At 71.8% G+C, this 26,128-nt stretch carries 21 protein-coding genes; 4 read left to right on the plus strand and 17 right to left on the minus strand.

Annotation, left to right across the window (positions count from 1 at the left end; genetic code table 11):
* Positions 1 to 106: 106 nt before the first annotated feature.
* The 8 genes from ACIO3O_RS16495 to rimP all read right to left on the minus strand — a co-directional run bounded on the left by ACIO3O_RS16495 (position 107) and on the right by rimP (position 11,138).
* On the minus strand, positions 107 to 3,790 hold the full coding sequence (locus tag ACIO3O_RS16495; RefSeq protein ID WP_401745987.1) for a trypsin-like peptidase domain-containing protein: 3,684 nt from the start codon (positions 3,788 to 3,790) through the stop codon (positions 107 to 109).
* Between the two features lie 227 nt (positions 3,791 to 4,017).
* Complete coding sequence (truB, locus tag ACIO3O_RS16500; RefSeq protein ID WP_401745989.1) at positions 4,018 to 4,920, minus strand: tRNA pseudouridine(55) synthase TruB; 903 nt, start codon at positions 4,918 to 4,920, stop codon at positions 4,018 to 4,020.
* Positions 4,917 to 5,366 carry a 30S ribosome-binding factor RbfA gene (gene rbfA, locus ACIO3O_RS16505; protein ID WP_401745991.1) on the minus strand — a complete coding sequence of 150 codons (450 nt, stop codon included), beginning with the start codon at positions 5,364 to 5,366 and terminating at the stop codon, positions 4,917 to 4,919. Before rbfA ends, truB begins: the two co-directional genes overlap by 4 nt.
* A 26-nt stretch (positions 5,367 to 5,392) precedes the next feature.
* The gene (locus ACIO3O_RS16510; RefSeq protein WP_189825910.1) at positions 5,393 to 5,686 is read right to left on the minus strand and encodes a DUF503 domain-containing protein; all 294 of its coding nucleotides are present in this window, start codon (positions 5,684 to 5,686) and stop codon (positions 5,393 to 5,395) included.
* A gap of 181 nt (positions 5,687 to 5,867) precedes the next feature.
* Positions 5,868 to 9,008, minus strand: coding sequence for a translation initiation factor IF-2 (gene infB / locus ACIO3O_RS16515; RefSeq protein WP_401745993.1), 3,141 nt, complete (start codon positions 9,006 to 9,008; stop codon positions 5,868 to 5,870).
* 149 nt (positions 9,009 to 9,157) lie between these two features.
* Positions 9,158 to 9,448 carry a YlxR family protein gene (locus ACIO3O_RS16520; protein ID WP_401745995.1) on the minus strand — a complete coding sequence of 97 codons (291 nt, stop codon included), beginning with the start codon at positions 9,446 to 9,448 and terminating at the stop codon, positions 9,158 to 9,160.
* Between the two features lie 131 nt (positions 9,449 to 9,579).
* Positions 9,580 to 10,632, minus strand: coding sequence for a transcription termination factor NusA (gene nusA, locus ACIO3O_RS16525; protein ID WP_401745997.1), 1,053 nt, complete (start codon positions 10,630 to 10,632; stop codon positions 9,580 to 9,582).
* Between the two features lie 2 nt (positions 10,633 to 10,634).
* Positions 10,635 to 11,138: a ribosome maturation factor RimP gene (rimP, locus tag ACIO3O_RS16530; protein WP_401745999.1), complete on the minus strand. Its 504-nt coding sequence runs from the start codon at positions 11,136 to 11,138 to the stop codon at positions 10,635 to 10,637.
* Between the two features lie 154 nt (positions 11,139 to 11,292).
* On the opposite strand from rimP, the gene ACIO3O_RS16535 reads away from it, so the two are divergent.
* From ACIO3O_RS16535 to ACIO3O_RS16545, 3 genes are read left to right on the plus strand one after another with little or no spacing between them, the layout of a single operon-like run.
* On the plus strand, positions 11,293 to 11,817 hold the full coding sequence (locus tag ACIO3O_RS16535) for a hypothetical protein (RefSeq protein WP_401746001.1): 525 nt from the start codon (positions 11,293 to 11,295) through the stop codon (positions 11,815 to 11,817).
* Positions 11,814 to 12,248 carry a ferritin-like domain-containing protein gene (locus ACIO3O_RS16540; RefSeq protein WP_401746004.1) on the plus strand — a complete coding sequence of 145 codons (435 nt, stop codon included), beginning with the start codon at positions 11,814 to 11,816 and terminating at the stop codon, positions 12,246 to 12,248. The genes ACIO3O_RS16535 and ACIO3O_RS16540 overlap by 4 nt, the downstream gene beginning before the upstream one ends.
* Positions 12,249 to 12,279: 31 nt before the next feature.
* Positions 12,280 to 13,176, plus strand: coding sequence for an aminoglycoside phosphotransferase family protein (locus ACIO3O_RS16545; RefSeq protein WP_401746006.1), 897 nt, complete (start codon positions 12,280 to 12,282; stop codon positions 13,174 to 13,176).
* 76 nt (positions 13,177 to 13,252) lie between these two features.
* Here the strand turns inward: ACIO3O_RS16545 and ACIO3O_RS16550 are convergent, their stop codons facing one another.
* On the minus strand, positions 13,253 to 14,128 hold the full coding sequence (locus ACIO3O_RS16550; RefSeq protein ID WP_401746008.1) for an NAD(P)-dependent oxidoreductase: 876 nt from the start codon (positions 14,126 to 14,128) through the stop codon (positions 13,253 to 13,255).
* Between the two features lie 190 nt (positions 14,129 to 14,318).
* On the opposite strand from ACIO3O_RS16550, the gene ACIO3O_RS16555 reads away from it, so the two are divergent.
* The gene (locus ACIO3O_RS16555; RefSeq protein ID WP_401746011.1) at positions 14,319 to 14,918 is read left to right on the plus strand and encodes a TetR/AcrR family transcriptional regulator; all 600 of its coding nucleotides are present in this window, start codon (positions 14,319 to 14,321) and stop codon (positions 14,916 to 14,918) included.
* Between the two features lie 64 nt (positions 14,919 to 14,982).
* On the opposite strand, the gene ACIO3O_RS16560 is transcribed toward ACIO3O_RS16555, so the two are convergent.
* From ACIO3O_RS16560 to ACIO3O_RS16595, 8 genes are all read right to left on the minus strand, one after another.
* Positions 14,983 to 16,677: a proline--tRNA ligase gene (locus tag ACIO3O_RS16560; RefSeq protein ID WP_401746013.1), complete on the minus strand. Its 1,695-nt coding sequence runs from the start codon at positions 16,675 to 16,677 to the stop codon at positions 14,983 to 14,985.
* 67 nt (positions 16,678 to 16,744) lie between these two features.
* A complete protein-coding gene (locus ACIO3O_RS16565) occupies positions 16,745 to 17,281 on the minus strand; it encodes a GNAT family N-acetyltransferase (RefSeq protein ID WP_401746016.1) in 537 nt (178 codons plus the stop codon).
* Positions 17,282 to 17,304: 23 nt separating this feature from the next.
* Positions 17,305 to 18,153: a GNAT family N-acetyltransferase gene (locus ACIO3O_RS16570; RefSeq protein WP_401746017.1), complete on the minus strand. Its 849-nt coding sequence runs from the start codon at positions 18,151 to 18,153 to the stop codon at positions 17,305 to 17,307.
* A 334-nt stretch (positions 18,154 to 18,487) separates the two neighbouring features.
* Complete coding sequence (gene ispG, locus ACIO3O_RS16575; RefSeq protein WP_401746020.1) at positions 18,488 to 19,645, minus strand: flavodoxin-dependent (E)-4-hydroxy-3-methylbut-2-enyl-diphosphate synthase; 1,158 nt, start codon at positions 19,643 to 19,645, stop codon at positions 18,488 to 18,490.
* Positions 19,646 to 19,816: 171 nt separating this feature from the next.
* The gene (locus tag ACIO3O_RS16580) at positions 19,817 to 21,118 is read right to left on the minus strand and encodes a M50 family metallopeptidase (RefSeq protein ID WP_401746021.1); all 1,302 of its coding nucleotides are present in this window, start codon (positions 21,116 to 21,118) and stop codon (positions 19,817 to 19,819) included.
* Complete coding sequence (gene dxr / locus ACIO3O_RS16585) at positions 21,115 to 22,416, minus strand: 1-deoxy-D-xylulose-5-phosphate reductoisomerase (protein WP_401746022.1); 1,302 nt, start codon at positions 22,414 to 22,416, stop codon at positions 21,115 to 21,117. The genes ACIO3O_RS16580 and dxr overlap by 4 nt, the downstream gene beginning before the upstream one ends.
* A 68-nt stretch (positions 22,417 to 22,484) precedes the next feature.
* Entirely contained in the window at positions 22,485 to 25,214 is a 2,730-nt protein-coding gene (secA, locus tag ACIO3O_RS16590) for a preprotein translocase subunit SecA (protein WP_401746025.1), read from the minus strand.
* A 130-nt stretch (positions 25,215 to 25,344) separates the two neighbouring features.
* Positions 25,345 to 26,100: a hypothetical protein gene (locus ACIO3O_RS16595; protein ID WP_401746027.1), complete on the minus strand. Its 756-nt coding sequence runs from the start codon at positions 26,098 to 26,100 to the stop codon at positions 25,345 to 25,347.
* Positions 26,101 to 26,128 lie beyond the last annotated feature (28 nt).

The following is a 26,128-nucleotide window of genomic DNA, read 5'->3' on the forward strand; positions in this document are numbered from 1 at the left end:
TGGCTGCCCGGGGTTCCGGACGGACCCCCTGAACATGCTCTTACGCAGGTCTAAGACTGCCATGCCCCGGCGCGGCCCCCCGCATCGGTGTCCTCGGACCCGGGGCTCAGACCCCGGAGAGGCCCGCTTGTGCCAGTACCCCCACCATCCGGCGCGAGCTGGGCCCCACCATCGCCGCCCACTCCCCCGGCGCGCCCTCCAGCCACCCCGCCACCAGCCGGGCGAACCCCGGCACCTCCCGGGCCAGCGCCACCAGCCGCCGGTCGAAGCCCGACGCCCCCTCGGGGGTGCGCACCAGCAGCGCGCCCGTGCGCCGCACCAGCTCCCGGGTCCGCGCCCGGTCCCGGGTGTCCGCGCCGAGCGCGGCGGCCCGCAGCACGGCGTCGAGCACGGCGAAGTCCCGGCCGTGCGCCGGGTCGTCGCGCAGGTACTCCTCGTACTCCAGGAGTACGTCGAGCAACTCGGCCCGCAGCGGCCCCGACACCGGTGTCCCGGGCGCGGCCAGGACCGGTGCCAGCGCGCTCCGCACCTCACAGGGGCTGCCCCGCAGCATCCCGCTGACCAGCGGAAACAGCACGGCCCGTGCTCCGGGCCCGCTCTCCAGCCGCTCTTCGACGAACGCGGCGGCGTGCACCGCCCCCTCCGGTCTGCGCGCCACGTACTCCGCGACCAGGGCGGCGGCCCGGCGGGCCAGCGCGGGCGTGTGCACCCCGGAGAGGGCGCGCAGCACCTCGCCCGCCCGGGGTCCGGCCGAGTGCAGCGCGGTCTGGAGTGCGGCGAGCACCGGCTCGGGGTGCGTGCCGAGGGCGCTGACGAGGGCCTGGGCCGGGACCTTGGGCTCCCCGACCACGAACGCGGCCACCGCGCGCGGCAGGAACCGCGAGCGCGACGCCGGGTCGCGGACCAGGAGCGCGAGCGCGGCCCCGTGCAGGCTGAGGTCGCCGCCCCGGGCGAGCAGCGCCAGCGCGGCGAACCTCAGGCGTTCCCGGTCCGCGCCGCTCGTCGCGTACGGGGCCACCACCCCCGCGTACGAGGCCGCGGCCACCCTGCGCTCGGCCCGCTCGTCGTGCGCCCACCGGTCGACGGCCCGGCACAGGGCGGCAGGTTCGTCAGCGGCCAGGACGTGCAGGAGTTCGTCGGCACGCGGGTGCCCGGCCTGGACGAGGGTCTCCACCAGGTCGTCCAGGGCGAGGCCGCGGTGGGTGTGCAGGAGGGCCTGGGCGACCTCGGCGACGGTGAGGCGGGCGCCGCCGGGGAGGGGGCGGGTGTCGTCGAACCAGGCGCAGAGCAGGACCTGTACGCGGCGGACGTCGGCGACGAGGATGCGGGCGACGGAGTCGAGGTGGCGGGGGGCGGTGGAGGTCTCCGGGGGGCCGTCGGCGGGGACCAGGACGCGCAGAAGGTCGATGCGTTCGGCCTGGTCGAGGTTGAGACGTTCCCAGAACCAGGGGCCGAAACGGGCGAACCCTCCGAGTCCGGGCGGGTCGCCGGCGCGCAGCGACCGGGCGGTGAGGGTCTCGGCCAGCTCCCTGAGGACGGGGCGGTAGGGGGCGAGGTCGGGGACGCGGAGGAGGGTCTCGCCGAGGAGGCGGGAGGCCCACCAGTGGGCGTCGTCGGTGTCGAGGGTGTCGAGGGCCTCGATCAACTCCCGCATGCGGTGGGTGAGTTGGGGGTGGCCGAGGTGGCGTTCCAGGAGGAGCATGGCTTCGACGACGGGGCCGATGCGGTGGCGGGGGACGGGGAGGATGCGGGCTGTCGGGGCGGGGTCCCCCGCACCCCGCACGGGGGGTTCGCCGGTGGGGGCTTGGCCCTCCGGGGCCCGTTCCGCGGTGGTGATGTGGGCCGCCGGGGCTTCGCCCCGGACCCCGGTGGTGCCCCTCCCCGCCCCTTCCCCAAAGCGCTCGCCGCGCGGCTGGTTGTCGGGTTGCGGTTCGTGCCGGGGCTTCGCCCCGGACCCCTGCACGGGCTGCGCCCGCGCGTCCTCAAACGCCGGACCGGCTGAGTGGGCTGATGCCCACACCAGGCCCTCCACCGCCTCGCCCAGGTCCAAGTGCGCGCCCTGGATCCAGTCGGCCAGCTCCTCGTGGGCGAAGCGGTAGCCGCTGCCGGCCGGGGTCAGGATGCCCTCCGTGAGGACGGCCGAGGCCCAGCCCGTCCGCCACGGGAAGATCTCCTCGAAGGAGGTACGGTCCAGTTCGCCCTGGCCCGGACCCAGGCAGCGGCGGGCCGCCTCGTGGACGCGGCCCGAGACCTCTGCCGCCAGCCGCCGCACCGCCGTTCCCCGCACGGCCGGGCGGCGGGCGGCAGCCACCCGTACCGCCACCCGCAGGCACATCAGCGCCAGGTGCGCCTCGAAGACCTCCTCGCGGGTCGGGCAGCCGGGCACCCCGGCGGTGCCGTCCGGGATCGCCGCCCGTACTTCCGCCAGCAGCCGCAGGGTGAGCGGGTGGCGGGCGTCGGCGTCGCGCAGGGCCCCGGCCTCGATGCCGTACCGCTCGCGGGCGTACACCGCCTCCGGGGAGGAGAAGTCGCCGATCGGGACGGTGCGGGGGGCCGGGTGGAGCAGCTCCGCCTGCTCCCAGTGCTCGGGGCGGCAGCCCACCACCAGCCGCGCCCCGTTCGTGTGCAGCCAGTCCGCGGTGCCGGACGTCCACTCCGGGAGGCGGTGGGCGAGGACGGGCGGCATCTCCTCCGGTCCGTCGAGGAGGACGAGGAGCGGGCGTCCCGCGTCGGCCGCCAGCCGGGCCACGCGTTCGGGTGTGGCGACGGACATGTCGCCGGGGGTCCCGGATGCCGCGACGATCCGGCCCGCCTGGGCCAGCGCCCGGCCCACCGCGTCCGCCACCGAGCCGTCGGCGTTGCGCAGGTCGGCCCCGCGCAGCCAGACCGTGGGGGCGGGTTCGGGCCCGCAGGCGCGGCGGGCGGCGAGGGCGCGCAGCTCGGTGGTGCGGCCGGTGCCGGGGGTGCCGACCAGCCCGAGGACGTAGGCCGAGGAGGTCGTGAAGTCCTCGAACTCCCGGCGCAGACAGGCCCGTTCCACCGGGTCGCGCCAGATGCCGGGCCCGCCGACCGGGCCGACGGAGGTCCCGGTGAGCTGGAGGGCGCCCGCCAGGTTGAGGTCCTCGCCGTACGCGGGGACGGTCGCGGCGTTGCGCCGGAGCAGCTCGCCGAGGGGGCCGTCGTCCTCGCCCCCGAGCGGTACGGCGAACCCGGCCGCCCGGTGCGCGGAGTGGAGGGAGGTACCGAGGACGGCCAAGACGGCGCCCGTGGCGGCGTCGAGGACCGGTCCGCCCGCCGCCGCCCCGCCCAGGCGCAGCGCGTCGCTGCCCGCCGTGCCCATCGCCAGCTCCATCGCGGAGTCCAGGAGGTGGAAGCGGTCGGTCGCCGTGTACGTCACTGGGGCGGCCCCCAGGACCCGCGCCTCCCGCCAGCCCCCGGCCGCCAGCCGTACGTACGTCCCGACCGCGACCTTGCGCCGCCCGGTCACCGGCAGCGGGCGCACGTCGAGGCCCGAGGTCCGGACGAGGGCGAGCCCGTGCTCCGGGAGGGGGGTGATGGCGTCGTGCTCGGCGAGGCAGGTGCGGTCGCCGGGGGCGTGCAGGACCAGTCGGGTGAGGCCGTCGACGGCCTCGTGGCTGGTGACGACGGTGCCGAGGTCGTCGGCGACGAAGCCGGTGCCGCGCGGCCGCCCGGCCAGGTCGCAGATCCGCACCAGCGCCGCCGGCGGGACCGGACCCGGCCGCTCGCCCGGCCCGGACCCTTCGTCCGGCCGAGTCCCGTCCGCCGCCATAAAGGAACACCCCCTGCCCACGACCGTAGGCAGAGGATGATCAGCGGCAGAAGAACGCCTGCCGAAAGCGCCCCCCGTCACTCCCCGCATTCACTCCGAGCGCCCGCCCGTAGGGGTGAATCGGACGGGTGAAACGGACACACCCAGTACAGGGGGAAGCGGGAGGGGACCGTGGAGCGGGCGGCACGAAGTCCGCCCGCTCCACGGTGTCGCCGCTCGCGCAGGAGCTAGCCGAACACGGCGAGGCTCTTGGCCTTGCCCTTCTGGTCCTCGACCAGGGCCAGGAAGCGCCCGTCGGGGCCGTACACGGCCACCGGGTTGCGCTCGTGCGCGGGCATGTCGATGCGTACGCCGTTCATGATCAGCCCGGCGCGCTTCTCGTCCACGTCCCAGCGGGGGAACGCCTTGGCCGCCGCGTCCGCGATCGGCATGACGGCCAGTTCCTCCTGGTGCGCCTCCAGGGTGCGGGCCGCGTCCAGACCGTACGGACCCACCCGCGTGCGTCGCAGCGCCGTGAGGTGGCCGCCGACGCCGAGACCGGCGCCCAGGTCGCGGGCGAGGGCGCGGATGTACGTGCCCGAGGAGCAGACGACGGAGACGACCAGGTCGACGACCGGGGTGCCGTCCTCCGCCACGGCCGGGCGCACGTCGTACACCTGGAAGGAGGAGACGGTCACCGGGCGGGCCGGGATCTCGAAGTCCTCGCCCTCGCGGGCCCGCTTGTACGAGCGCTTGCCGTCGATCTTGATGGCGCTGACCTTGGACGGCACCTGCATGATGTCGCCGGACAGCTTGGCGACGCCCGCGTCGATGCCCTCGCGGGTGACGGCGGAGGCGTCGGTCGACGTGATGATGTCGCCCTCGGCGTCGTCGGTCAGGGTGTCCTGGCCGAGCCGGATGGTGCCCAGGTACTCCTTCTCGGTCAGCGCGAGGTGGCCGAGCAGCTTGGTGGCCTTCTCGACGCCCAGGACGAGGACGCCGGTGGCCATCGGGTCGAGCGTTCCGGCGTGGCCGACGCGGCGGGTCTTGGCGATCCCGCGCATCTTGGCGACGACGTCGTGCGAAGTGAAGCCGGACGGCTTGTCGACGATGACAAGGCCGTCCGGCGTCTTCGTTACTGCGTTGCTCATGCGGTGGCGTCGTCCTCGTCGTCGTCACCGGGCTTCTTGTACGGGTCGGCCTCACCGGCGTACGTCGCGCCGGAGGAGGTCTCGCGCACCTTGGCGTCGGTGGCCCGCGCCTTGTCGAGGAGGTCCTCGATGGTCTTGGCGTTCTCCGGGAGGGCGTCCGCCACGAAGGTGAGGGTGGGCGTGAACTTGGTGCCCGCCGCCTGCCCGACCGCCGAGCGCAGGACGCCCTTGGCGCTCTGCAGTCCGGCCGCCGCGTTGGCACGGTCCTCGTCGTCGCCGTACACCGTGTAGAAGACCGTGGCCTCCCGCAGGTCACCGGTGACGCGGGTGTCCGTGATCGTCACGTGCGTCCCCAGACGCGGGTCCTTGACCCCGCGCAGGAGCTTCTCGGCGACGACCTGCTGAATGAGGTCCGCCAGCTTCTTCGCCCGAGCGTTGTCGGCCACTGGTCCTTCTCCTTGTGTGTTCTTGCTCAGTCTTCGTCACTGTGCAGCCGCCGCCGTACCGACAGCAACTCCACCTCGGGCCGGGCGGCCACCATGCGCTCGCACCGGTCCAGTACGTCTGTGAGGTGCCCCGTGTCGCCGGCCACCACCGCAACCCCGATCTCGGCCCTGCGATGGAGGTCCTGATCGCCGACTTCCGCCACGCTGACCGCGAACTTGCGGTGCAGTTCGGCGACGATCGGCCGGACGACGGAGCGTTTCTCCTTCAGCGACCGTACGTCGCCGAGCAGGAGGTCGAAGGACAGAGTCCCCACATACATGTGTGTCCGGATGTCCCGCCGGTTCGGGTTCATGTGCCGCTGCCACTGCTTGGCAGGGACACCAGAACCGTACACGCAACGGCCGGGGCCGCTCGACGGAAATAATCTCCGCCGAGCGGCCCCGACCTCTACCGCTGACATCAGGGGCTCCGCCCCGGGCTACGGTGTCGCTACGTGGCGATCAGCCGCGCGGCTTCTCCCGCATCTCGTACGTCGCGATGACGTCGTCGATCTTGATGTCGTTGAAGTTGCCGAGGTTGATACCGCCCTCGAACCCTTCGCGGATCTCGGTGACGTCGTCCTTGAAGCGGCGCAGACCCTGGATGTTGAGGTCCTCGGCGATGACCTTGCCGTCGCGGACGAGGCGCGCCTTGGTGTTGCGCTTGACCTCGCCCGAGCGGATGAGGACACCGGCGATGTTGCCGAGCTTGGACGAGCGGAAGATCTCGCGGATCTCCGCGGTACCGAGCTCGACCTCCTCGTACTCCGGCTTGAGCATGCCCTTGAGCGCTGCTTCGATCTCCTCGATGGCCTGGTAGATCACCGAGTAGTAGCGGACGTCGACGCCCTCGCGCTCGGCCATCTGCTGAGCACGGCCGGCCGCACGGACGTTGAATCCGATGACGATGGCGTCGGAACCCGTCGCCAGGTCGATGTCGGACTCGGTGACCGCACCCACACCACGGTGCAGGACGCGGATGTCGACCTCGTCGGAGACGTCGAGCGCCAGCAGCGAGGACTCGAGAGCCTCGACAGAACCGGACGCGTCACCCTTGATGATGATGTTGAGGTCCTGCACCAGACCGGCCTTGAGGGCCTCGTCCAGGTTCTCCAGGGAGAACCGGACGCCACGGCGGGCGAACGCCGCGTTCCGCTCACGAGCGGCACGCTTCTCGGCGATCTGCCGGGCCGTGCGGTCCTCCTCGACGACGAGGAAGTTGTCGCCGGCGCCGGGGACGTTGGTGAGACCCAGCACCAGGACGGGGGTCGAGGGACCCGCTTCCTGCACGTTGTTGCCGTTGTCGTCGAGCATGGCGCGCACGCGGCCGTAGGCGTCGCCCGCGACCATCGTGTCGCCGACGCGGAGCGTTCCGCGCTGGACGAGGACGGTGGCGACAGCACCACGGCCCTTGTCGAGGTGGGCCTCGATCGCGATGCCCTGTGCGTCCATCTCGGCGTTCGCCCGGAGGTCGAGCGAAGCGTCCGCGGTCAGGATGACCGCTTCCAGCAGGGCCTCGATGTTGAGGCTCTGACGGGCCGAGATGTCGACGAACATCGTGTCGCCGCCGTACTCCTCCGCCACCAGACCGAACTCGGTGAGCTGACCGCGCACCTTGGTCGGGTCGGCGCCCTCGACGTCGATCTTGTTGACCGCGACGACGATCGGGACACCGGCGGCCTTGGCGTGGTTGAGCGCCTCGATCGTCTGCGGCATCACACCGTCGTTGGCCGCGACCACGAGGATCGCGATGTCGGTGGACTTCGCACCACGGGCACGCATGGCGGTGAACGCCTCGTGACCGGGGGTGTCGATGAAGGTGATGGCGCGCTCTTCACCGTTGACCTCGGTGGCGACCTGGTACGCACCGATGTGCTGCGTGATGCCACCGGCCTCGCCCGCAACGACGTTCGTCTTGCGGATCGCGTCCAGAAGGCGGGTCTTACCGTGGTCGACGTGACCCATGACGGTCACGACCGGCGGACGGGAGACGAGCATGTCCTCGCCGCCCTCGTCCTCGCCGAACTCGATGTCGAAGGACTCGAGAAGCTCGCGGTCCTCCTCCTCCGGGCTGACGATTTCGAGGATGAAGTTCATCTCGTCGGCGAGCAGCTTCAGCGTCTCGTCGGAGACGGACTGCGTGGCAGTGACCATCTCGCCGAGGTTCATCATCACGCCGACGAGCGACGCCGGGTTGGCGTTGATCTTCTCGGCGAAGTCGGTGAGCGAGGCACCGCGCGACAGGCGGACGGTCTGTCCGTTGCCGCGAGGCAGCATCACGCCGCCCACGGACGGGGCCTGCATGGCCTCGTACTCCTGGCGCCTCTGACGCTTCGACTTGCGACCACGACGCGCGGGACCGCCGGGGCGGCCGAAGGCGCCCTGCGTGCCACCACGTGCGTTGGGACCACCGGGACGGCCGGCGAAGCCGGGACGTCCACCGCCGCCGCCACCGGGACGACCGGCGAAGCCGCCGCCACCGCCACCGGGACCGGCCGGACGGCCTGCGAAGCCGCCACCGCCGCCACCCGGACGACCGGCGAAGCCGCCGCCGCCACCGGGACGACCGCCGCCGCCACCCGGACGACCAGCGCCGCCACCGGGACCGCGACCGCCGCCACCGGGACCGCCACCAGGACGGGGACCGGCAGCCGGACGCTGCGGCATCATGCCCGGGTTCGGGCGGTTGCCGGACGGAGCGCCGCCCGGACGGGGAGCGCCACCCTGCGGGCGGGGCATGCCACCGGGGCTCGGACGGCCTGCGCCGCCCTGGCCCTGACCCTGCGGACGCGGAGCGCCGCCGGGGCCGCCCTGCGGACGCGGGGCGCCACCGGGCGCACCGGCACCGCCGGGACGGGGCGCGCCACCCGGACGGGGCGCCTGCGGGCGCGCCATGCCGGTGGAGCCACCAGAGGTGAAGGGGTTGTTGCCGGGGCGGGGACCCGAGGGACGGGCACCGCCGGGGCGCGGGGCGCCCTGGCCGGCGGGACGCGCGGGGCGGTCGCCGCCGCGCTCGCCACCGCGGTTGTCGCGCTGGCCGCCCTGCGGGCCGCCGTCACGCTGGGCCGGGGCCGGACGAGCCGGACGCGGGCCGGGCGTGGCACCGGCGGGACGCGGGGCCTGCGGCGCTGCGGGAGCAGCGTTCTGGGCCGGCGCGGGGGCGGAGAACTCGGCCTGCGGAACCGGGGTGACCGGGGCCGGCTTGGCCGGGGCGGGCTTGGGACCCGGACGCGGACCGGCGGCCGCCGGGGTCGCGGCGGGGGCCGTGGGCTCGCTCTTGGGCGCCTCGGCGGCGGCCGGCTTGGGGGCCGGTGCACCGGGCTTGGGGGCGCCGGGGCGCGGGGCCGCCGGAGCCGGGGTGGCCGCGGACGGTGCCGCGGGCTTGGCAGGCGTCGCCTTGCGGGGCGCGCCGGGCTTCGCTGCGGACTTGCCGGCGTTGCCGCCGGGGCCCTGCAGTGCGTCAGTCAACTTGCGTACAACCGGCGCCTCGATCGTCGAGGACGCCGAACGGACGAATTCACCAAGTTCTTGGAGCTTGGCCATGACGACCTTGCTCTCAACACCGAACTCCTTGGCGAGTTCGTATACCCGGACCTTAGCCACTTCGCTCCTTTTAGGTCCGGGTTGAACGCCGGACCGTCGCTACTTCATGGGCGTACTCATCGCGTACTCATCGAGTGCTCATCGCAATCTCGACCTACTTCCAACTCGCGAGGTACCTGACCGCACGGGGACCCGTGCCGTTCACTTTCTTACTGTGCTGACCGCTCGGCGCACTGCGCCACGTATTTCTCCAGTGGCGCGGTATCGAGCGGACCCTGGCCCCGAAAGGCCCGGGGAAACGCCCGGCGGCGGACCGCCAGGTCGTAACAGGCAGAGGCGGGGTGTACGTAAGCACCCCGGCCGGGCAGCGTACCGCGAGGATCGGGGACGCATTCACCCTCGATCATCACGATGCGCAGCAGATCGCTCTTGGCCGCTCGCTCCCGGCAACCCACACAGGTTCGCTCAGGGCATGCGCCGGTATGCGTTTGGCCAGACACGACTAAGTCTACCTCCCCGCACCGACCTCACCCCTTTGGGGCAAGAATCGAAAGCCTGCTCGTTGAAGATCGGTCCGAAAACCGCTGTGGCCCGGGTCTCACCCGGGCTCACATCACGACGTACGGGACCTTCAGCCCCGGTCGTCCCTGCGGTCACGGTTGTCAGCGCTGTCCCGCCGGTACTCGCCCGGCTCCTCGCCCTCACCGAGCTCCTCGGTGTCGGGGCGGATGTCGATGCGCCAGCCCGTGAGGCGGGCGGCGAGGCGGGCGTTCTGGCCCTCCTTGCCGATGGCGAGCGACAGCTGGTAGTCCGGCACGGTCACCCGGGCGGAGCGCGTCGACATGTCGACGACCTCGACCTTGGAGACGCGGGCCGGGGACAGGGCGTTGGCGACCATCTCGGCCGGGTCGTCGGACCAGTCGACGATGTCGATCTTCTCGCCGTGCAGCTCCGCCATGACATTGCGCACACGGCTGCCCATCGGGCCGATGCAGGCGCCCTTGGGGTTGATGCCGGAGCGCGTCGAGCGGACCGCGATCTTGGTGCGGTGACCGGCCTCGCGGGCGATCGCCTCGATGACCACGGAACCGTCCGCGATCTCGGGGACCTCCAGCGCGAAGAGCTTCTTCACCAGGTTGGGGTGGGTGCGCGAGAGGGTCACGGAGGGACCGCGGACGCCCTTGGCCACCCGTACGACGAACGTACGAAGGCGCAGACCGTGCGTGTACTCCTCGCCCGGCACCTGCTCCTGGACGGGGAGGATGGCCTCCAGCTTGCCGATGTCCACCAGTACGTTCTTGGCGTCCATGCCCTGCTGGACCACACCGGCGATGACCTCGCCCTCAAGCCCTGCGAACTCGCCGAAGGTCTGGTCGTCCTCGGCGTCGCGCAGACGCTGGAGGATGACCTGCTTGGCGGTGCTGGCGGCGATCCGGCCGAAGTCGTCAGGAGTGTCGTCGAACTCCTTGGGCTCCTGGCCCTCCTCCAGGTCCGCCGGGTCCTCCTTCGCCCACACCGTCACGTGGCCGCTCTCGCGGTCCAGCTTGACGCGGGCGCGGCGGAAACTGCCGTCCGTGCGGTGGTAGGCGATGAGGAGGGCCTGCTCGATCGCCTCCGCCAGCTGGTCGAAGGAGATCTCCTTCTCCTTCGCCAGGCCCTTCAGAAGCCTCACATCGATGTCCACGGCTACGCCTCCTCTTCCTTCTCGTTCTTGTCCTTGCGGTTGAACTCGACCTCGACGCGCGCCTTCGCGATGTCGGCGAACTCCACGCGGCGGGCGGTGGGCTTGCGCCCCTTCACGCCCGGCACTTCCAGGTCCAGTCCGTCCTCGTCCACGACGAGGATGCGGGCGATCAGCTCGGCGCCGTCGTTCAGCGTGAGCTTGGCGAGGCGGCCGGTGGCCCGTACGTAGTGGCGGCGCTCGGTGAGCGGGCGGTCCGCGCCCGGGGAGCTGACTTCGAGGACGTACTCGTCGTCGCCCATCGCGTCGCTCTCGTCGAGCTTGTCGGAGATCGCGCGGCTGACCTCGGCGCACGCGTCGAGCTCGACGCCCTCCTCCGCGTCCACGACGATCCGCAGCATGCGGCGCCTGCCCGCCTTGGCGACCTCGATCTCCTCGAGGTCCAGGCCCTGGGCGGCGACCAGCGGTTCCAGCAGTTCGCGCAGCCTGTCGCTCTGGGTGGTGCTCATCCGGGTGACTCCTCGGCCGCGTGTGCTGTTGTCTGTTTCGTCGTGTGTCAGGTCAAAGGGTATCCGGTCCGGAGGGGTGTTGCCGTCCGCCCGGGGCATCGCGCGGGTACGCTCGCCTGCGGTGATCACCCGGGGACCGAGGGAGACGGAAGACGTGCGCACGCCCACCACTCGCAGACGTGCGCTGGCCTTGAGCGGGGCCGCCGCAGCGGGCCTGCTGGCCGGCGGCTGCTCGGACGGGGACGCCCCGTCCGGTTCTTCCGGCACTTCCGGCACTTCCGGTACGGAGACCTCCGCGGCGGCGCGCAGGGCGGCGCTGCGCATCCGCGAGGCCGCGGCCCGCACCAGCGCGGACCTGCTGGCCCACTACGACGCCCTGCTGGCGAAGCACCCGGACCGGACGGAGCGGCTGAAGCCGCTGCGCGAGGAGGTCGCCCGGCAGACGCAGGCGCTGCGCGGCACCACCGTGCGCGCGGCGGCCGGGAGCGCTCCCGTGACGGTGGCCGCCGAGCCGGGGGCCGCGCTGAAGGAGCTGGCGGCGGCCGAGCAGCGGACCTCCGACGCCCATCTGGCGGCCGTGGTGCGGGCCACCCCCGAGCTGGCCAGGCTGCTGGCCTCGGTGGCGGCGGCGAGCGCCGTGCACGTGTACCTGCTGACCGACGGGGGCCCGAAGAAGTGACGCTGAACGCCGTACAGGCCGCGCTGGCCGCCGAGCACGCCGCCGTCTACGGGTACGGGGTGGTGGGCGGCCGGATCGGCGCCGGGCGGCGCACCGAGGCGCGGGAGGCCCACGCCGCCCACCGCTCGCGCCGCGACGCGCTCGCCCGCACCGTGCGCGACCTGGGCGGGAAGCCCGTCGTCGCGGAGGCGGCGTACGCGCTGCCCTTCCCCGTGCCGGACGCGGCGACGGCGGCGAAGCTGGCCGCCGTGCTGGAGGACCGGGTGGCCGGGGTGTACTCGGACCTGGTGCGCGCCGCCGAGGGGCCGCTGCGCCGCGAGGCGGCGGGCGCGCTGCGCGAGGCGGCGGTGCGGGCCGTCCGCTGGCGGGGCAGCAGCGTAGCCTTTCCAGGGCTCGCCGAACTGACCACTTCGGCACGCGAAGGCGTGTGAGCCCTGGGAATCGAAGGAGAACACCCCACCTATGGCTTTCGAACCGCCACAGCGCCTGGTGAAGGCGCTGGGCGAGGCGTACGGGGAAACGGTGGCCGCCGACTGGCTCGGAGGGCTTCCGTCGCTGGCTCAGGAAGCCCTGGAACGGCGGGAGTTGACCTGTGAGCGGGTCATGGCGCCCGGTGGCCGCAGCAGCGTGGTGGTGCTGGTGCGCCGCGCGGACGGCACGCAGGCCGCGCTGAAGCTCGTACCGGAAGCGGCGCGTCCGGACCGGGAGCGGGCGGCGCTCGCGCACTGGAACGGCTGGGGTGCGGTCCGCCTCGCGGACGAGGTCGCGGACCCGGCCGCGCTGCTGCTGGAACGCCTGCACTGCGAGGTGTCGCTGCGGTCCCTGCCGGAGGCGAAGGCGCTGCTGGAGGCCGCGGGGACGGTGCGCAAGCTGTGGGTCGAGCCCGCCGAGGGGCACCCCTTCGAGACGGTCGAGGAGCGCACCGCACGCCAGGCCGGACCGATGCGCGAGGCACCGGACGAGGTGGCCCCGCTGGTGGAGGCGGCCCTGGCCGCCCGCGCCGAACTGGTCGCCTCCTCCCCCGAACTCCTGTTGCTGCACGGCAATTTCCGGCAGGGCAAGGTGCTGGGCGGCGACCGCACGCCGTGGCTGGCCGTCGGTCCCGATCCGCTGGTGGGCGAGCGCGCGTACGATCTCGCGCGTCTCGTACGGGACCGGATCGACGACCAGATCGCGACGGCGGCCGGGGCCCCGGCGACGCGCCGCCGCATCAACCGGCTGGCCGACTCCCTGGACGTGGACCGGGAGCGGCTGCACGGCTGGACGCTGTTCCGGGCGGTGGAGTCGGGCACGCGGGCGATGGCGGCGGGGCGGCGGCAGGACGGCGAGATGCTGCTGGAGTTCGCGAGCTGGCTGTAGGCGCCCGGGTCTTCGGGTGACACGTGAGGGCGGCCGGGGTGTGCGCACACCCCGGCCGCCCTCGTGCGTACCGCGGTCAGGAACCGTTCTTGGCGAAGACGTCGACGAGGCTGGTCAGGCTGTCGTCGGCGTGGCCGGCCTCCGCACCGCGCCGGAAGGCCTCCAGCACGGCGGCGGGCAGCGCCGGGTCGACCCCGGCGGCCTTGGTCGTGTGCACGATGTGGTCGATGCTGGCGACGGCCATGGAGATCCGCTCGACGTCGCCGACGATCTCGCCCGCGTCGATGCGGGGCGCGTAGAAGGCGAAGAAGTTCGGCATGGTGCCCAGGACGTCGGTGGCGTACGGCAGCAGCTCCTCGGCGGTGATGCCGTTGGCCCGGGCGACGGCGAGGGCGTGCAGCCAGCCCGTCAGGCCGGTCCAGAACATGTCCATCTGGAGCTGGTAGTAGAGCGCGCCCAGACCCGGGTCCTCGCCCTTGTAGTCGGCGCGGGTGAGGACTTCGAGGGTCGCCGTGTGCTGCGCGAAGACGTCCTTCGGGCCGCTGTAGTAGGTGTACGCGTCGGGATTGCCGATGCCCGAGGGCGGGACGCTGACGCCGCCGGTGAGGTGCGTGGCGCCGTGCGAGGCGGCCCACTTCGCGGCCTCGCGGGCGCGCTCGGGGGTGTCGGAGCTCAGGTTGACCAGGACCCGGCCGGCGAGGGCGGCGGTGGCGGGCTCCAGGAGGGCGTACATGGCGTCGTAGTCGGTGAGGCTGAGAACGGTCAACTCATTCGCCGCGACGGCCTGTTCGGCACTCTCGGCGCGGGTGGCGCCGCGGGCGACGAGTTCGTCGGCGCGGGCGGCGGTGCGGTTGAAGACGGTGACGCGGTAGCCGGCATCGAGGTAGGCGGCGGCCATGGCGCGACCCATGGGGCCGAGGCCGATGACGGTGACGGACTTCTGCGTGCTCACAAGGGGGTCCTTCGGTAGTGGTCCTGAGTGGCCCCACCTCTAGAACGAACGCTCTATCCGGCGGGACGAGGAGAACGTAGCACGCTCTAGAACGAACGCTCTACCTAGTTGGGGAGCGAGCCTGGAACGAACGCTCTATTCAGACGGAAACGGATGCTGAAAAGAACGCTCTACTCGGTACGATCGACGGGTGAAGAAGAGCCCAGAACCCCAGCAGGCCGGCGCCCTCGGCACCCGGGAGCGCATCGTCCGGACGACGTCCCGGCTGATGCAGCGCCAGGGCTACCAGGGCACCGGCATCAAGCAGATCGCCCGCGAGGCCCAGGCCACGCTCGGCTCCGTGTACCACTTCTTCCCGGGCGGGAAGCAGGAGTTGGGCACGGTCGCGGTGCGCCAGGGGGATGCGGAGTTCGCGGACATCCTGGAGAGGATGCTGGCCGCCGAGGACGATCCGGCGACGGCCGTCCTCGTCCTGACGAAGGTCCTCGGGGAGGGGCTGGCGGAGTCGGACTGGCTGGACGGGTGCCCGGTGACCTCGACGGTCGTCGGCACGGCGGTGGACTCCCCCGGCATCCAGGAGGCGGCGGCCGAGGCGTTCACGCACTGGCGGACCCTGGTGGCCGAGGCGCTGGGGCGGGCGGGCTTCGCGGAGCAGGACGCGCGGGAGCTGGCGTACACCGTCGTGAGCGCCCTGGAGGGCGCGGAGATGGCCGCGCAGGTGGCGCGCAGCACGGAGCCGCTGGATGCGGTGGGGCGGCATCTGGCGCGGCTGATCAGGTCGTACCGCTGACCAGTGCGACGTACGCGGAAGGGCCCCGCACCTGATTCCGGTGCGGGGCCCTTCGACGTAGGGACTACTGGGCGGTCAGGCGGGCGACGGCCTCGTCGACCGTCAGCTCCTCGCGCTCGCCCGTGCGGCGGTCCTTCAGCTCCAGGACGCCGTCCCCGGCGCGGCGGCCCGCGACCAGGATCTTCGGGCAGCCGATGAGCTCGGAGTCGGTGAACTTCACGCCCGGGGAGACACCGGGGCGCTCGTCGACCAGGACGCGCAGTCCGGCCGCGCCCAGCTTCTCGGCGACGTCGACGGCGAGCTCCGTCTGGAGGGCCTTGCCCGCCGCGACGACGTGCACGTCGGCCGGGGCGATCTCGGGCGTCCAGCACAGGCCCTTGTCGTCGGCGGACTGCTCGGCGAGGGCGGCCACGGCGCGCGAGACGCCGATGCCGTACGAGCCCATGGTGACGCGGACGGGCTTGCCCTGCTGGCCGAGGACGTCCAGGCCGAAGGTGTCGGCGTACTTGCGGCCGAGCTGGAAGATGTGGCCGATCTCGATGGCGCGGTCCAGCTTGAGGCCGGTGCCGCACGCGGGGCACGGGTCGCCCTCTTCGACCACGACGACGTCGAGGTAGTCGTCGACCTCGAAGTCGCGGCCCGCGACGACGTTCTTGGCGTGGGTGTCGGGCTTGTTGGCGCCGGTGATCCAGGCGGTGCCGGGGGCGACGCGGGGGTCGGCGATGTAGCGGACCTTGGCGAGTCCCTGCGGGCCGACGTAGCCCCGTACGAGATCGTCGCGGCCCTCGAAGTCCTCGGCGGTGACCAGCTCGACGACGGCCGGGGCGAGGTGCTCGCCCAGCTTGCCGAGGTCGACCTCGCGGTCGCCCGGGACGCCCACGGCGACGATCTCGCCGTCGACCTTGACCAGGAGGTTCTTCAGGGTCGCGGAGGCCTCGACGCCGAGCTGGGCGGCGAGGGTCTCGATGGTGGGGGTGTCGGGGGTGGCGATGTCCTCGGCGGCCGGGTGCTCGCCCTCGACGGCCTTCAGCGCGAAGGTGACGGCCTCGGTGTTCGCGGCGTAGTCGCAGTTCGGGCAGTCGGCGAAGGTGTCCTCGCCGGCGGCGGCCGGGGCGAGGAACTCCTCGGAGGCCGAGCCGCCCATGGCGCCGGAGACGGCGGACACGATGCGGTGGTCCAGGCCCAGGCGGTTGAAGATCTTGATGTACGCCTCGCGGTGCAGGCGGTACGACTCGGCGAGGCCCTCGTCGGTGGTGTCGAAGGAGTACGAGTCCTTCATCTGGAACTCGCGGCCGCGCAGCACGCCGGAGCGGGGGCGGGCCTCGTCGCGGTACTTCGTCTGGATCTGGTACAGCATCACCGGCAGGTCCTTGTAGGACGTGCACTGGTCCTTGACCGTCTGGGTGAAGACCTCTTCGTGGGTCGGGCCGAGGAGGTAGTCGCCGCCCTTGCGGTCCTTCAGCCGGAAGAGGAGGTCGCCGTACTCCTCCCAGCGGCCGGACGCCTCGTAGGGCTCCTTGGGCAGGAGGGCCGGCAGGAGGACCTCCTGGGCGCCGATGGCGTCCATCTCCTCGCGCACGACGCGCGAGATGTTGTCGAGGACCTTCTTGCCGAGCGGCAGCCAGGTCCAGATGCCCGCGGCGTTGCGACGTACGTAACCGGCGCGGACCAGCAGCTTGTGGCTGAGGGTCTCGGCGTCCGCCGGGTCGTCACGCAATGTCTTGACCATCAAACGGGACATGCGCTGGACCTGGGCCATGGTGAACTCCTGCTCGGAAGGGTGATGTCAGGAGGTTAGCCGGGGGGTGGGGGCGGGCGGAAATCGGTTACCGCCGCAGTGGGAGGGGCGCGCCCATCACCGCGTACGCCCTCGGGGCGCTCGGGAAGAGGACCTGCTCGGCCAGGTCCACGTACCCCAGCGACCGGTACAGGCCGCGCGCCGGGCTCTCGATGTCGATCGCCGAGAGGATGGACCGGGGCTGGTCGGCACCGTCCGTGAGGGCGGTGATGAGCCCCCGGCCGATGCCGCGGGCCTGGTGGTCCGGGTGGACGTGCAGTTCGGTGATGACGAAGGAGTCGTCGAGCCAGCCGTCGCGGCCCTGCCGCCTGAGGTACGGCTCGACGATCGTCGACCACCAGTGCGTACGGTCGTTGGGCATCCCGTAGACGAAGCCGACGAGGCGGCCGTCCGGGGTGGTGGCGCCCAGGGCGCGTGCGCCGGGGCTGGTCATGTGCCGCAGCACGATGTGACGTCGTACGCCGACCTCGTCCGCACTGAGACCGAAGGCGAGCGCCTGCACGGCGAGCGCCTCGTCGACGTGCTCCGCGAGGTCGAGGGGGCCGATGGCTGCTTCGTCCGTCATGGGCGAACAGTAGCCGCCACGGGTCAGAAGAGGACGCTCGTAAAAGCGCCGACCTCGCGGAAGCCGACACGGCGGTACGAGGCGCGGGCGGGGGTGTTGAAGTCGTTGACGTAGAGGGACACCACGGGGGCCACGTCCGCGAGGGCGTAGCGCAGGACGGCGGTCATGCCGGTGACGGAGAGGCCCTTGCCGCGGTGTTCGGGGGCGACCCAGACGCCCTGGATCTGGCAGGCGGTGGGGGTGGCGGCGCCGATCTCGGCCTTGAAGACGACCTTGCCGTTCTCGTCGAGGCGGGCGAAGGAGCGGCCGGCGCCGACCAGTTCGGCGACCCTGGCCTGGTAGAGGAGGCCGCCGTCGCCCGCCATCGGGGAGACGCCGACCTCCTCGGTGAACATGGCCACGCACGCGGGCATGATCGTTTCCATCTCGTCCTTGCGGATGCGGCGGACGAGGGGGTCGGGGGTGATGTCCGGCGGGAGCTGCTCGGTGACCATCAGGGGCTGGTGGGCGCGGACCTCGCGGGCGGGGCCCCAGCTGGGTTCCAGGAGCTGCCACAGGAGCGTGGTGGACTCGGCGGGGCCGACGATCGAGGAGCAGCGGCGGCCGCTGCGCCGGGCGCGTTCGGCGAAGGCGCGGACGGCTTCGGGGGTGGCGCAGATCGGGACGAGGTTGGCGCCGGAGTAGCAGAGGCTGCGCAGGCGTCCGTCCTCGTAGAAGCCCCACATCTCGCCGCCGAGGCGCCAGGGGTCGAGGCCCGCGACCTGGACCCGGGAGGTCACGAAGGCGTTGTTGACGGGCTCGCTCTCCAGCAGGGCGAGCGCTGCGCCCAGGTCGCCGGGTGCGAGGACGCGGCAGGTGGTCGTCGTCAACACGTGGGGGCCTCACCGTACGGATCGCTGATCTCCGCACTGTACCGTTCCTCGGTTGATCTGCCAGGGTCGGCTGGATCGGGGGGGCCCGCTGGGGGCCGGGGGCGGCCGGGGCGGAGGTGTCGAGGGCGGCCGGTGCCGGGGGTGCGGGCAGGGGCCGGTGTCGGGGTGGGCCCGGATCGGGCGGGCCGCCCCCTTGCCCGCCCGTTCCGCCCCTGGGGGGCGGCCCCGCCGCCCAAGGGGGCTAGGGGGGAGGGTGGGGGGCGGCCCCGCCGCCCGAGGGGCTGGGCGGAAAGGGAGCCGCCCGGGGGCGGGACTTCGTCGTGGTGGGTGGGGGTTACTTGCCGATGGCGATGGTCGGTTCGCCGGAGGGGACGCCGTCGGCTTCCATCTGCTCGGCGATCTTCATGGCTTCCTCGATGAGGGTTTCCACGATCTTGGACTCCGGGACGGTCTTGATGACCTCGCCCTTGACGAAGATCTGGCCCTTGCCGTTGCCGGAGGCGACGCCGAGGTCGGCCTCGCGGGCCTCGCCGGGGCCGTTGACGACGCAGCCCATGACGGCTACGCGGAGGGGGACCTCCATGCCTTCGAGGCCCGCGCTGACCTGGTCGGCGAGCTTGTAGACGTCGACCTGGGCGCGGCCGCAGGACGGGCAGGAGACGATCTCCAAGCGGCGCTGGCGGAGGTTGAGGGACTCCAGGATCTGGATGCCGACCTTGATCTCCTCGACCGGCGGGGCGGAGAGGGAGACCCGGATGGTGTCGCCGATGCCCTCGGCGAGCAGCGCGCCGAAGGCGACGGCCGACTTGATGGTGCCCTGGAAGGCGGGGCCGGCCTCGGTGACGCCGAGGTGCAGGGGGTAGTCGCACTGGGCGGCGAGCTGGCGGTAGGCGTTGACCATCACGACCGGGTCGTTGTGCTTGACCGAGATCTTGATGTCGCCGAAGCCGTGCTCCTCGAAGAGGGAGGCTTCCCACAGGGCGGACTCGACGAGCGCCTCCGGAGTGGCCTTGCCGTACTTCTTGAGGAGGCGGGCGTCGAGGGAGCCCGCGTTGACGCCGATGCGGATCGGGGTGCCGGTGTCGCGCGCGGCGTGCGCGATCTCCTTGACCTTGTCGTCGAACTGCTTGATGTTGCCCGGGTTGACGCGGACGGCGGCGCAGCCCGCGTCGATCGCGGCGAACACGTACTTCGGCTGGAAGTGGATGTCGGCGATGACCGGGATCTGCGACTTCTTCGCGATCGTGGCCAGTGCGTCGGCGTCGTCCTGGGTCGGGCAGGCGACGCGGACGATCTGGCAGCCGGACGCGGTGAGCTCGGCGATCTGCTGGAGCGTCGCGCCGATGTCGGACGTACGGGTGGTGGTCATCGACTGCACCGACACGGGTGCGTCTCCGCCGACCGCCACGGTGCCGACCTGGATCTTGCGGCTGATCCTCCGGTCGGCGAGCTTCGTCGGAACGGCGGGCATTCCGAGAGAAATTGCAGTCATCTGCTGTGCAACCCCAAGTGTGGATCTAGGTGTGCCGAGATCGGCGGCCTCCGGTCTTCGAGCGTACGTCACCTCGAAAGACCGGAGTACACCACGTCGACAAATCCACTCAATGGAGAGCAGAAACCGGCACCCCGGACGGGGCGCCGGTGACTGGCGGCGGTGCCGGTGTCAGGAGATGCGGACGGGGTTGACCACGTCGGCGATCAGGACCAGCACGGTGAAGCAGATGAAGATGCCCGCGACGACGTAGGCGACCGGCATGAGCCGGGCCACGTCGAAGGGGCCGGGGTCGGGCCGCTTGAAGACCTTGGCCAGGTTGCGGCGCAGGGACTCCCACAGGGCGCCGATCATGTGGCCGCCGTCGAGCGGGAGCAGCGGGAGCATGTTGAAGAGGAAGAGCGAGAGGTTGAACCCGGCGATCAGGAAGACGACCATCGCCACGGTGTTCTCCATGGGCAGGCCCATGCCGAGGATCTCGCCGCTGACCCGGGCCGCGCCGACCACGCCCATCGGGGAGTCGGCCTTGCGCTCCTCGCCGTTGAACGCCGCGTTCCACAGGTCGGGGACCTTGGACGGGAGGGCGATCAGGGAGTCCACGCCGGACTGGAACATCGTTCCCATCTGGTCGATGGACTCGCCGAAGCTGAGCGGGGTGACGGCGATGCCGGGGCCGAAGCCCAGGTATCCCGCGTCGACGTACTCGCCCTTGACGGGGTTGCCCTCGGCGTCCTTCTTGAGGACCTTGTTGGTCTTCACCGTGGTGGTGAGGACCTTCTGCTGTCCGGCGCGCTCCACGGTGATGCTGACCTCGCCGCGGGAGGCGCGGATGCGGTCGGAGAGGGCGGCCCAGTCACTGATCGGCTGCCCCTGGAAGGCGACGATCTTGTCACCCTTCTCCAGGCCCGCCGCCTTCGCGGGCGACGGCGGGTCGCTCGCCCGGCAGGGCCGGTCGTCGCTCTGCGAGACGACGCAGGGGACGACGTTGTCGACGGTGGTGGTCTGCTTGTTCAGCCCGATCGTCATGAAGACGCTCAGGAAGAGCACGAAGGCGATGACCAGGTTCATGAACGGGCCCGCGAACATCACGACGAAGCGCTTCCACGGCTTGCGCGTGTAGAAGAGCCGTTCCTCGTCGCCGGGCTTCAGTTCCTCGTACGCCGCCGAGCGGGCGTCCTCGATCATGCCGCGCCACGGCGAGGTGGAGCGGGCCTCGATCCGGCCGTCGGCGCCGGGCGGGAACATGCCGATCATGCGGATGTAGCCGCCGAGCGGGATGGCCTTGATGCCGTACTCGGTCTCGCCCCGGTGCCGCGACCAGATGGTGGGGCCGAAGCCGACCATGTACTGGGGGACGCGGATGCGGAAGAGCTTGGCGAAGGAGAGGTGGCCGAGCTCGTGCAGGGCGATCGAGATGAGCAGCCCCACGGCGAAGATCACTATTCCGAGGACCATCAAGAGGATGTCGCTCATGCGCGGGCCTCCGCTGTTGCTGTCACGTTCGCCGCCGTCGTGTCGTGCGCCGTCTTGGTGTGCGCCGTCTTCGCTGCCAGTTCGCGGGCGCGGGTGCGCGCCCACTTCTCTGCTTCCAGGACGTCCGTGACCGTGAGGGACGTTCCCTGGGTGGGGGTCCCGTGTTCCGCGACCACTTCCGCGACCGTATCCACGATTCCTGTGAACGGCAGCCGTCCCGCGAGGAACGCGTCGACGCATTCCTCGTTCGCGGCATTGAACACCGCCGGGGCCGTGCCCCCAAGCGTTCCGACGTGACGGGCGAGTCCCACCGACGGGAAGGCCTCGGTGTCCAGCGGGAAGAACTCCCAGGTGGACGCCGTGGACCAGTCGAAGGCGGGGGCGGCGTCCGGCACCCGTTCGGGCCAGCCGATGCCGATCGCGATGGGGCCGCGCATGTCGGGCGGGGTGGCCTGGGCGAGGGTGGAGCCGTCGGTGAACTCGACCATGGAGTGCACGTACGACTGGGGGTGGACGACGACCTCGATGCGGTCGAAGGGGATGTCGTAGAGGAGGTGCGCCTCGATGACTTCCAGGCCCTTGTTGACCAGGGTCGCGGAGTTCACGGTGATGACGGGGCCCATCGCCCAGGTGGGGTGGGCGAGCGCGTCCTCGCGGGTGACGTCGGCCAGTTCCGCCTTGGTACGTCCGCGGAAGGGGCCGCCGGACGCGGTGACGACGAGCTTGCGGACGTCCGCGCGCTTGCCGCCCGCGAGGGCCTGGAAGAGCGCGGCGTGCTCGGAGTCGACCGGGATGATCTGCCCGGGCTTGGCGAGGGCCTTGACCAGAGGGCCGCCGACGATGAGGGATTCCTTGTTGGCCAGCGCCAGCGTGCGGCCCGCCTCCAGGGCGGCGAGCGTGGGCGCAAGGCCGATGGAGCCCGTGATGCCGTTGAGGACGGTGTGGCAGTCGGAGGCCGCGAGTTCGGTGGCCGCGTCGGGTCCGGCGAGGATCTCGGGCAGCGGCTCCGTCCCGTACCGCGCGCGCAGCGCCTCGCGCAGGGCGGGCACGGCCTCCTCGCGGGCGACCGCCACGGTGCGTACCCGCAGCTGCCGTGCCTGGTCGGCGAGCAGGTCGACCTGCGATCCGGCCGCGGAGAGCGCGGTGATCCGGAAGCGGTCGGGGTTGCGCAGCACCAGGTCGATGGCCTGGGTGCCGATCGACCCGGTGGAGCCGAGGACCACGACGTCGCGCGGCCCTTCGGTCACGGCTCCGAAGCGGAGATGCGGGTCGGCGAGGGGGGCAGGGCTGTCCGTCATCCCCCCATTGTGGCCCGCGCGCGGGCGGTGGTGGACAGCGCGCCCCTCATCGGTCCGTGCCGCGACGCTTATCGGCCGCTCCGATCGTGACGCCGGTCGTCGCGACGGTCCTCCCGGCGGTCTTCCCCATGGCCTTCCCGACGGTCGTCCCGGCGGTGCTCCTCGTCGCGCGTGACGACGCCGTCCTCGGTGTCCATCGTGGGGGCGCTGAAACGCAGTCCCTCGTCGGGCGGCGGGGCGAGGTCGGCGGGCTGCTCGGTGACGTCGACCTTGAGGTGGAAGAGGAAGCCGACGGTCTCCTCCTTGATGGCCTCCATCATGGCGGTGAACATGTCGAAACCGTCGCGCTGGTACTCGAAGACGGGTTCGCGGCCCAGCATGGAGCGCAGCCCGATGCCTTCGCGCAGGTAGTCCATCTCGTAGAGGTGCTCGCGCCATTTGCGGTCGAGTACGGAGAGCAGCACCCGGCGTTCGAGTTCGCGCAGGGCCTCGGGGCCGAGCTCGGCCTCGCGGACGGCGTACCGGTCGTGGATGTCGGCGCGGACCAGCTCGGCGAGGGTCTCGGGGGTGAGGTCGGGTTCGGCGCGGACCTGATCGCGGTCGAGGGTGATGGGGTAGAGCTCGCGCAGGGCGGTCCACAGGCGGTCGAGGTCCCAGTCCTCGGGGTAGCCCTCGGCGGTCTCGGCGGCGACGTAGGCGTCGGTGGTGTCGTCCATGAAGTGGCCGATCTGGCTCGCCAGGTCCTCCCCCTCCAGCACCCGGCGGCGCTCGGCGTAGACCAGCTTGCGCTGCCGGTCCATGACCTCGTCGTACTTCAGGAGGTCCTTGCGCGCCTCGAAGTTCTGCCGCTCCAGTTGCGACTGGGCGGACGCGACGGCGCGGGTGACCAGCTTGTTCTCGATGGGTACGTCGTCGGGCAGGTTCGCCATGGTCATGACGCGGTCGACGGCCTGGGCGCGGAAGAGCAGCATCAGGCTGTCTTCGAGGGAGAGGTAGAAGCGGGAGGCGCCGGGGTCGCCCTGGCGGCCGGCCCGGCCGCGGAGCTGGTTGTCGATGCGGCGGGACTCGTGGCGTTCGGTGCCGAGCACGTAGAGGCCGCCGAGCTCCTTGACCTCGTGGGCCTCGGCGTCGCGGTCGTACGTGAGGTCCTCGGCGGCCGTCTCCTGTGCGGCCTCCTGTGCGGCCGCCTCGGTCGCCTCGGTCGCCTCGGGGAGTTCGCCGCCGCCGAGCATGATGTCGGTGCCGCGTCCGGCCATGTTGGTGGCAACGGTGACCGCGCCCCGGCGGCCGGCGCGGGCGACGATCTCGGCCTCGCGGCGGTGGTTGCGGGCGTTGAGGACCTCGTGCGGGATGCCGCTGCGGCGCAGCAGACGGGAGAGGTGCTCGGACTTCTCGACGGAGACCGTGCCGACGAGGACGGGCTGTCCGGCCGCGTACCGCTCGGCGATGTCGGCGACGACGGCCGCGAACTTGGCGTCCTCGGTGCGGTACACGAGGTCGGGTTCGTCGCGGCGGACCATCGGCCGGTTGGTGGGGACGGGGACGACCTGGAGCGAGTAGATCTGGTGGAATTCGGCGGCTTCCGTCATGGCGGTGCCGGTCATTCCGGAGAGCCCTTTTCCGTACAGGCGGAAGAAGTTCTGGAGGGTGACGGTGGCGAGGGTCTGGTTCTCGTTCTTTATCTCGACACCCTCTTTCGCCTCGATGGCCTGGTGGAGGCCGTCGTTGTAACGGCGTCCGGCGAGGAGGCGGCCGGTGTGCTCGTCCACGATCAGCACTTCGCCGTCCATGACGACGTAGTCCTTGTCCTTCTTGAAGAGTTCCTTGGCCTTGAGGGAGTTGTTGAGGTGACCGATGAGGGGGGTGTGCACGGAGTCGTAGAAGTTGTCGATGCCGAGCTGGTCCTCCAGGAATTCGACACCGGATTCGAGAATGGCGACGGTGCGTTTCTTGGGGTCGTACTCGTAGTGGTGGCGGGCGCGGATCTCGGCGAGTTCGTCCTTCTGGAGCGGGGAGGTGAACCGTTCCTCCTGGATCAGTACGCCGTTCATGGCGGAGGCGAACTTCACGAAGGCGCCGTACCACTGGGTGGGCTGGTCGGCGGGCCCGGAGATGATCAGCGGGGTGCGGGCCTCGTCCACGAGGATCGAGTCGGCCTCGTCGACGACGGCGAAGTGGTGCCCGCGCTGGACGAGTTCGTCGAGGCTCCAGGCCATGTTGTCGCGCAGGTAGTCGAAGCCGAACTCGGTGTTGGTGCCGTAGGTGATGTCGCAGGCGTACGCGGCACGACGGTCGGCGGGGCTCATGTCGGCCTTGATGACGCCGACGCTCAACCCCATGAAGCGGTACGCGGCGCCCATCCAGGTCGCGTCGCGCTCGGCGAGGTAGTCGTTGACGGTGACCAGGTGGGCGCCCTTGCCGGTGAGGCCGTTGAGGTAGAGCGGCAGGGTGGCGACGAGCGTCTTGCCCTCCCCCGTGCGCATTTCGGCGACGCACTGGAGGTGGAGGGCGGCGCCGCCCATGATCTGTACGTCGAAGTGGCGCATGCCCAGGGTGCGGGCGGCGGCCTCGCGCATGGCGGCGAAGGCCTCCGGGAGGAGGTCGTCGAGGGATTCCCCCTCGGCGTGCCGCCGCCGGAATTCCCCGGTGAGGGCCTGGAGTTCGGGGTCGGTGAGTTCCCGGAACTCCGCGTCGAAGAGATTGACCTGTGCGACGATCTTTTCGAGCCTGCGCAGCATCCGGCCCTCTCCGGCGCGCATGATGCGGTGGGTGAGCTGTCCCAGACCGAATGTCGGCATTTTCGGCATCGGAAATCCCCCTGTCCCCGACGGCCCAGTTTCAGTGCCGCGGGCGTTCACCGCAAGGAGAGTCCTGACGGGTGGGACGGGGGAATTCCCTTGTGCCGCAATTCATTCACCGGTACGGAATTCAGCCTTTGGGGCTGGTGGTGAATTTCTCCGTCTGCGCGTCCAGGATCTCCCGGGGCACGCCGTCGAGGTCCTTGCCGTCGAGGTTCTCGGCCCGGAAGGAGACCAGGGTCGCCCCGTACCGCACCACGGTGAGGTACTCGTACGAGGCGGTGCGGCCGGGGCCGTCCTTCAGGCCGAGCCGGTAGGCCACCGCCTCGTCCCCCGCCCCGGCCGGGACATCGGCCTCGGCCTCGGACGTGTACACCCCCGCACCACTCCCCCGCACTTCGCTGAACCCGCCCGCGCACTGCTTCCCGGCGGCGCGCAGGTCGCCCATCACCGCGGCCGCGCGCCCCTTCGCGTACGAGCGCAACTGCACGGCGACGTCGGCGCCCTGGAGGTTCCTCGGGTCGGTGAGCCTGCGGTGCACCTGGGCGACGGGCCCGCCGCGGACGCTCCGCAGCGAGACGAGGGCCTGGCAGACGGGCGGCTTCGCGGTGTAGGCGTCGCTCAACGGGCCGCCGGAGACGGTGTATTCGCTCGTACGGTACGGTCCGGCCGCCGCGCCGGGGGCGAGCGAGCGGGCGGCGAGCGCGGGCTGCGTCAGGGGCTTGGGCGCGGCGGAGGGCTTGGCGTCGGCGCGGGCGGCGGGGTCGGCGGGGCCTCCGCAGGCCGTGAGTGCGGCGGTGCAGGCGAGCACCGCCAGACTCACCCGTATCGACGCGCGCATCCCGCGCTTCCCCTGCTTGCCGTACTTCCCGTACCCCTGGTTCATAGGGACATCGTGGGGCACGGGAAGCAGC

Origin of the sequence: Streptomyces sp. NPDC087440 (genome assembly GCF_044744005.1) — a bacterium.
In the GTDB taxonomy this organism is placed as follows: domain Bacteria; phylum Actinomycetota; class Actinomycetes; order Streptomycetales; family Streptomycetaceae; genus Streptomyces.

Bases quoted from the DNA above. Each gene is read 5' to 3' on its own strand.
- truB (WP_401745989.1), bottom strand. From the start codon at position 4,920: ATGAGCAACGCAGTAACGAAGACGCCGGACGGCCTTGTCATCGTCGAC.
- ACIO3O_RS16545 (WP_401746006.1), top strand. From the start codon at position 12,280: ATGGCTTTCGAACCGCCACAGCGCCTGGTGAAGGCGCTGGGCGAGGCG.
- secA (WP_401746025.1), bottom strand. From the start codon at position 25,214: ATGCCGACATTCGGTCTGGGACAGCTCACCCACCGCATCATGCGCGCC.
- rimP (WP_401745999.1), bottom strand. From the start codon at position 11,138: ATGAGCACCACCCAGAGCGACAGGCTGCGCGAACTGCTGGAACCGCTG.
- ispG (WP_401746020.1), bottom strand. From the start codon at position 19,645: ATGACTGCAATTTCTCTCGGAATGCCCGCCGTTCCGACGAAGCTCGCC.
- ACIO3O_RS16510 (WP_189825910.1), bottom strand. From the start codon at position 5,686: ATGTATGTGGGGACTCTGTCCTTCGACCTCCTGCTCGGCGACGTACGG.
- ACIO3O_RS16495 (WP_401745987.1), bottom strand. From the start codon at position 3,790: ATGGCGGCGGACGGGACTCGGCCGGACGAAGGGTCCGGGCCGGGCGAG.
- ACIO3O_RS16565 (WP_401746016.1), bottom strand. From the start codon at position 17,281: ATGACGGACGAAGCAGCCATCGGCCCCCTCGACCTCGCGGAGCACGTC.
- ACIO3O_RS16560 (WP_401746013.1), bottom strand. From the start codon at position 16,677: ATGGCCCAGGTCCAGCGCATGTCCCGTTTGATGGTCAAGACATTGCGT.
- dxr (WP_401746022.1), bottom strand. From the start codon at position 22,416: ATGACGGACAGCCCTGCCCCCCTCGCCGACCCGCATCTCCGCTTCGGA.
- ACIO3O_RS16580 (WP_401746021.1), bottom strand. From the start codon at position 21,118: ATGAGCGACATCCTCTTGATGGTCCTCGGAATAGTGATCTTCGCCGTG.
- ACIO3O_RS16595 (WP_401746027.1), bottom strand. From the start codon at position 26,100: ATGAACCAGGGGTACGGGAAGTACGGCAAGCAGGGGAAGCGCGGGATG.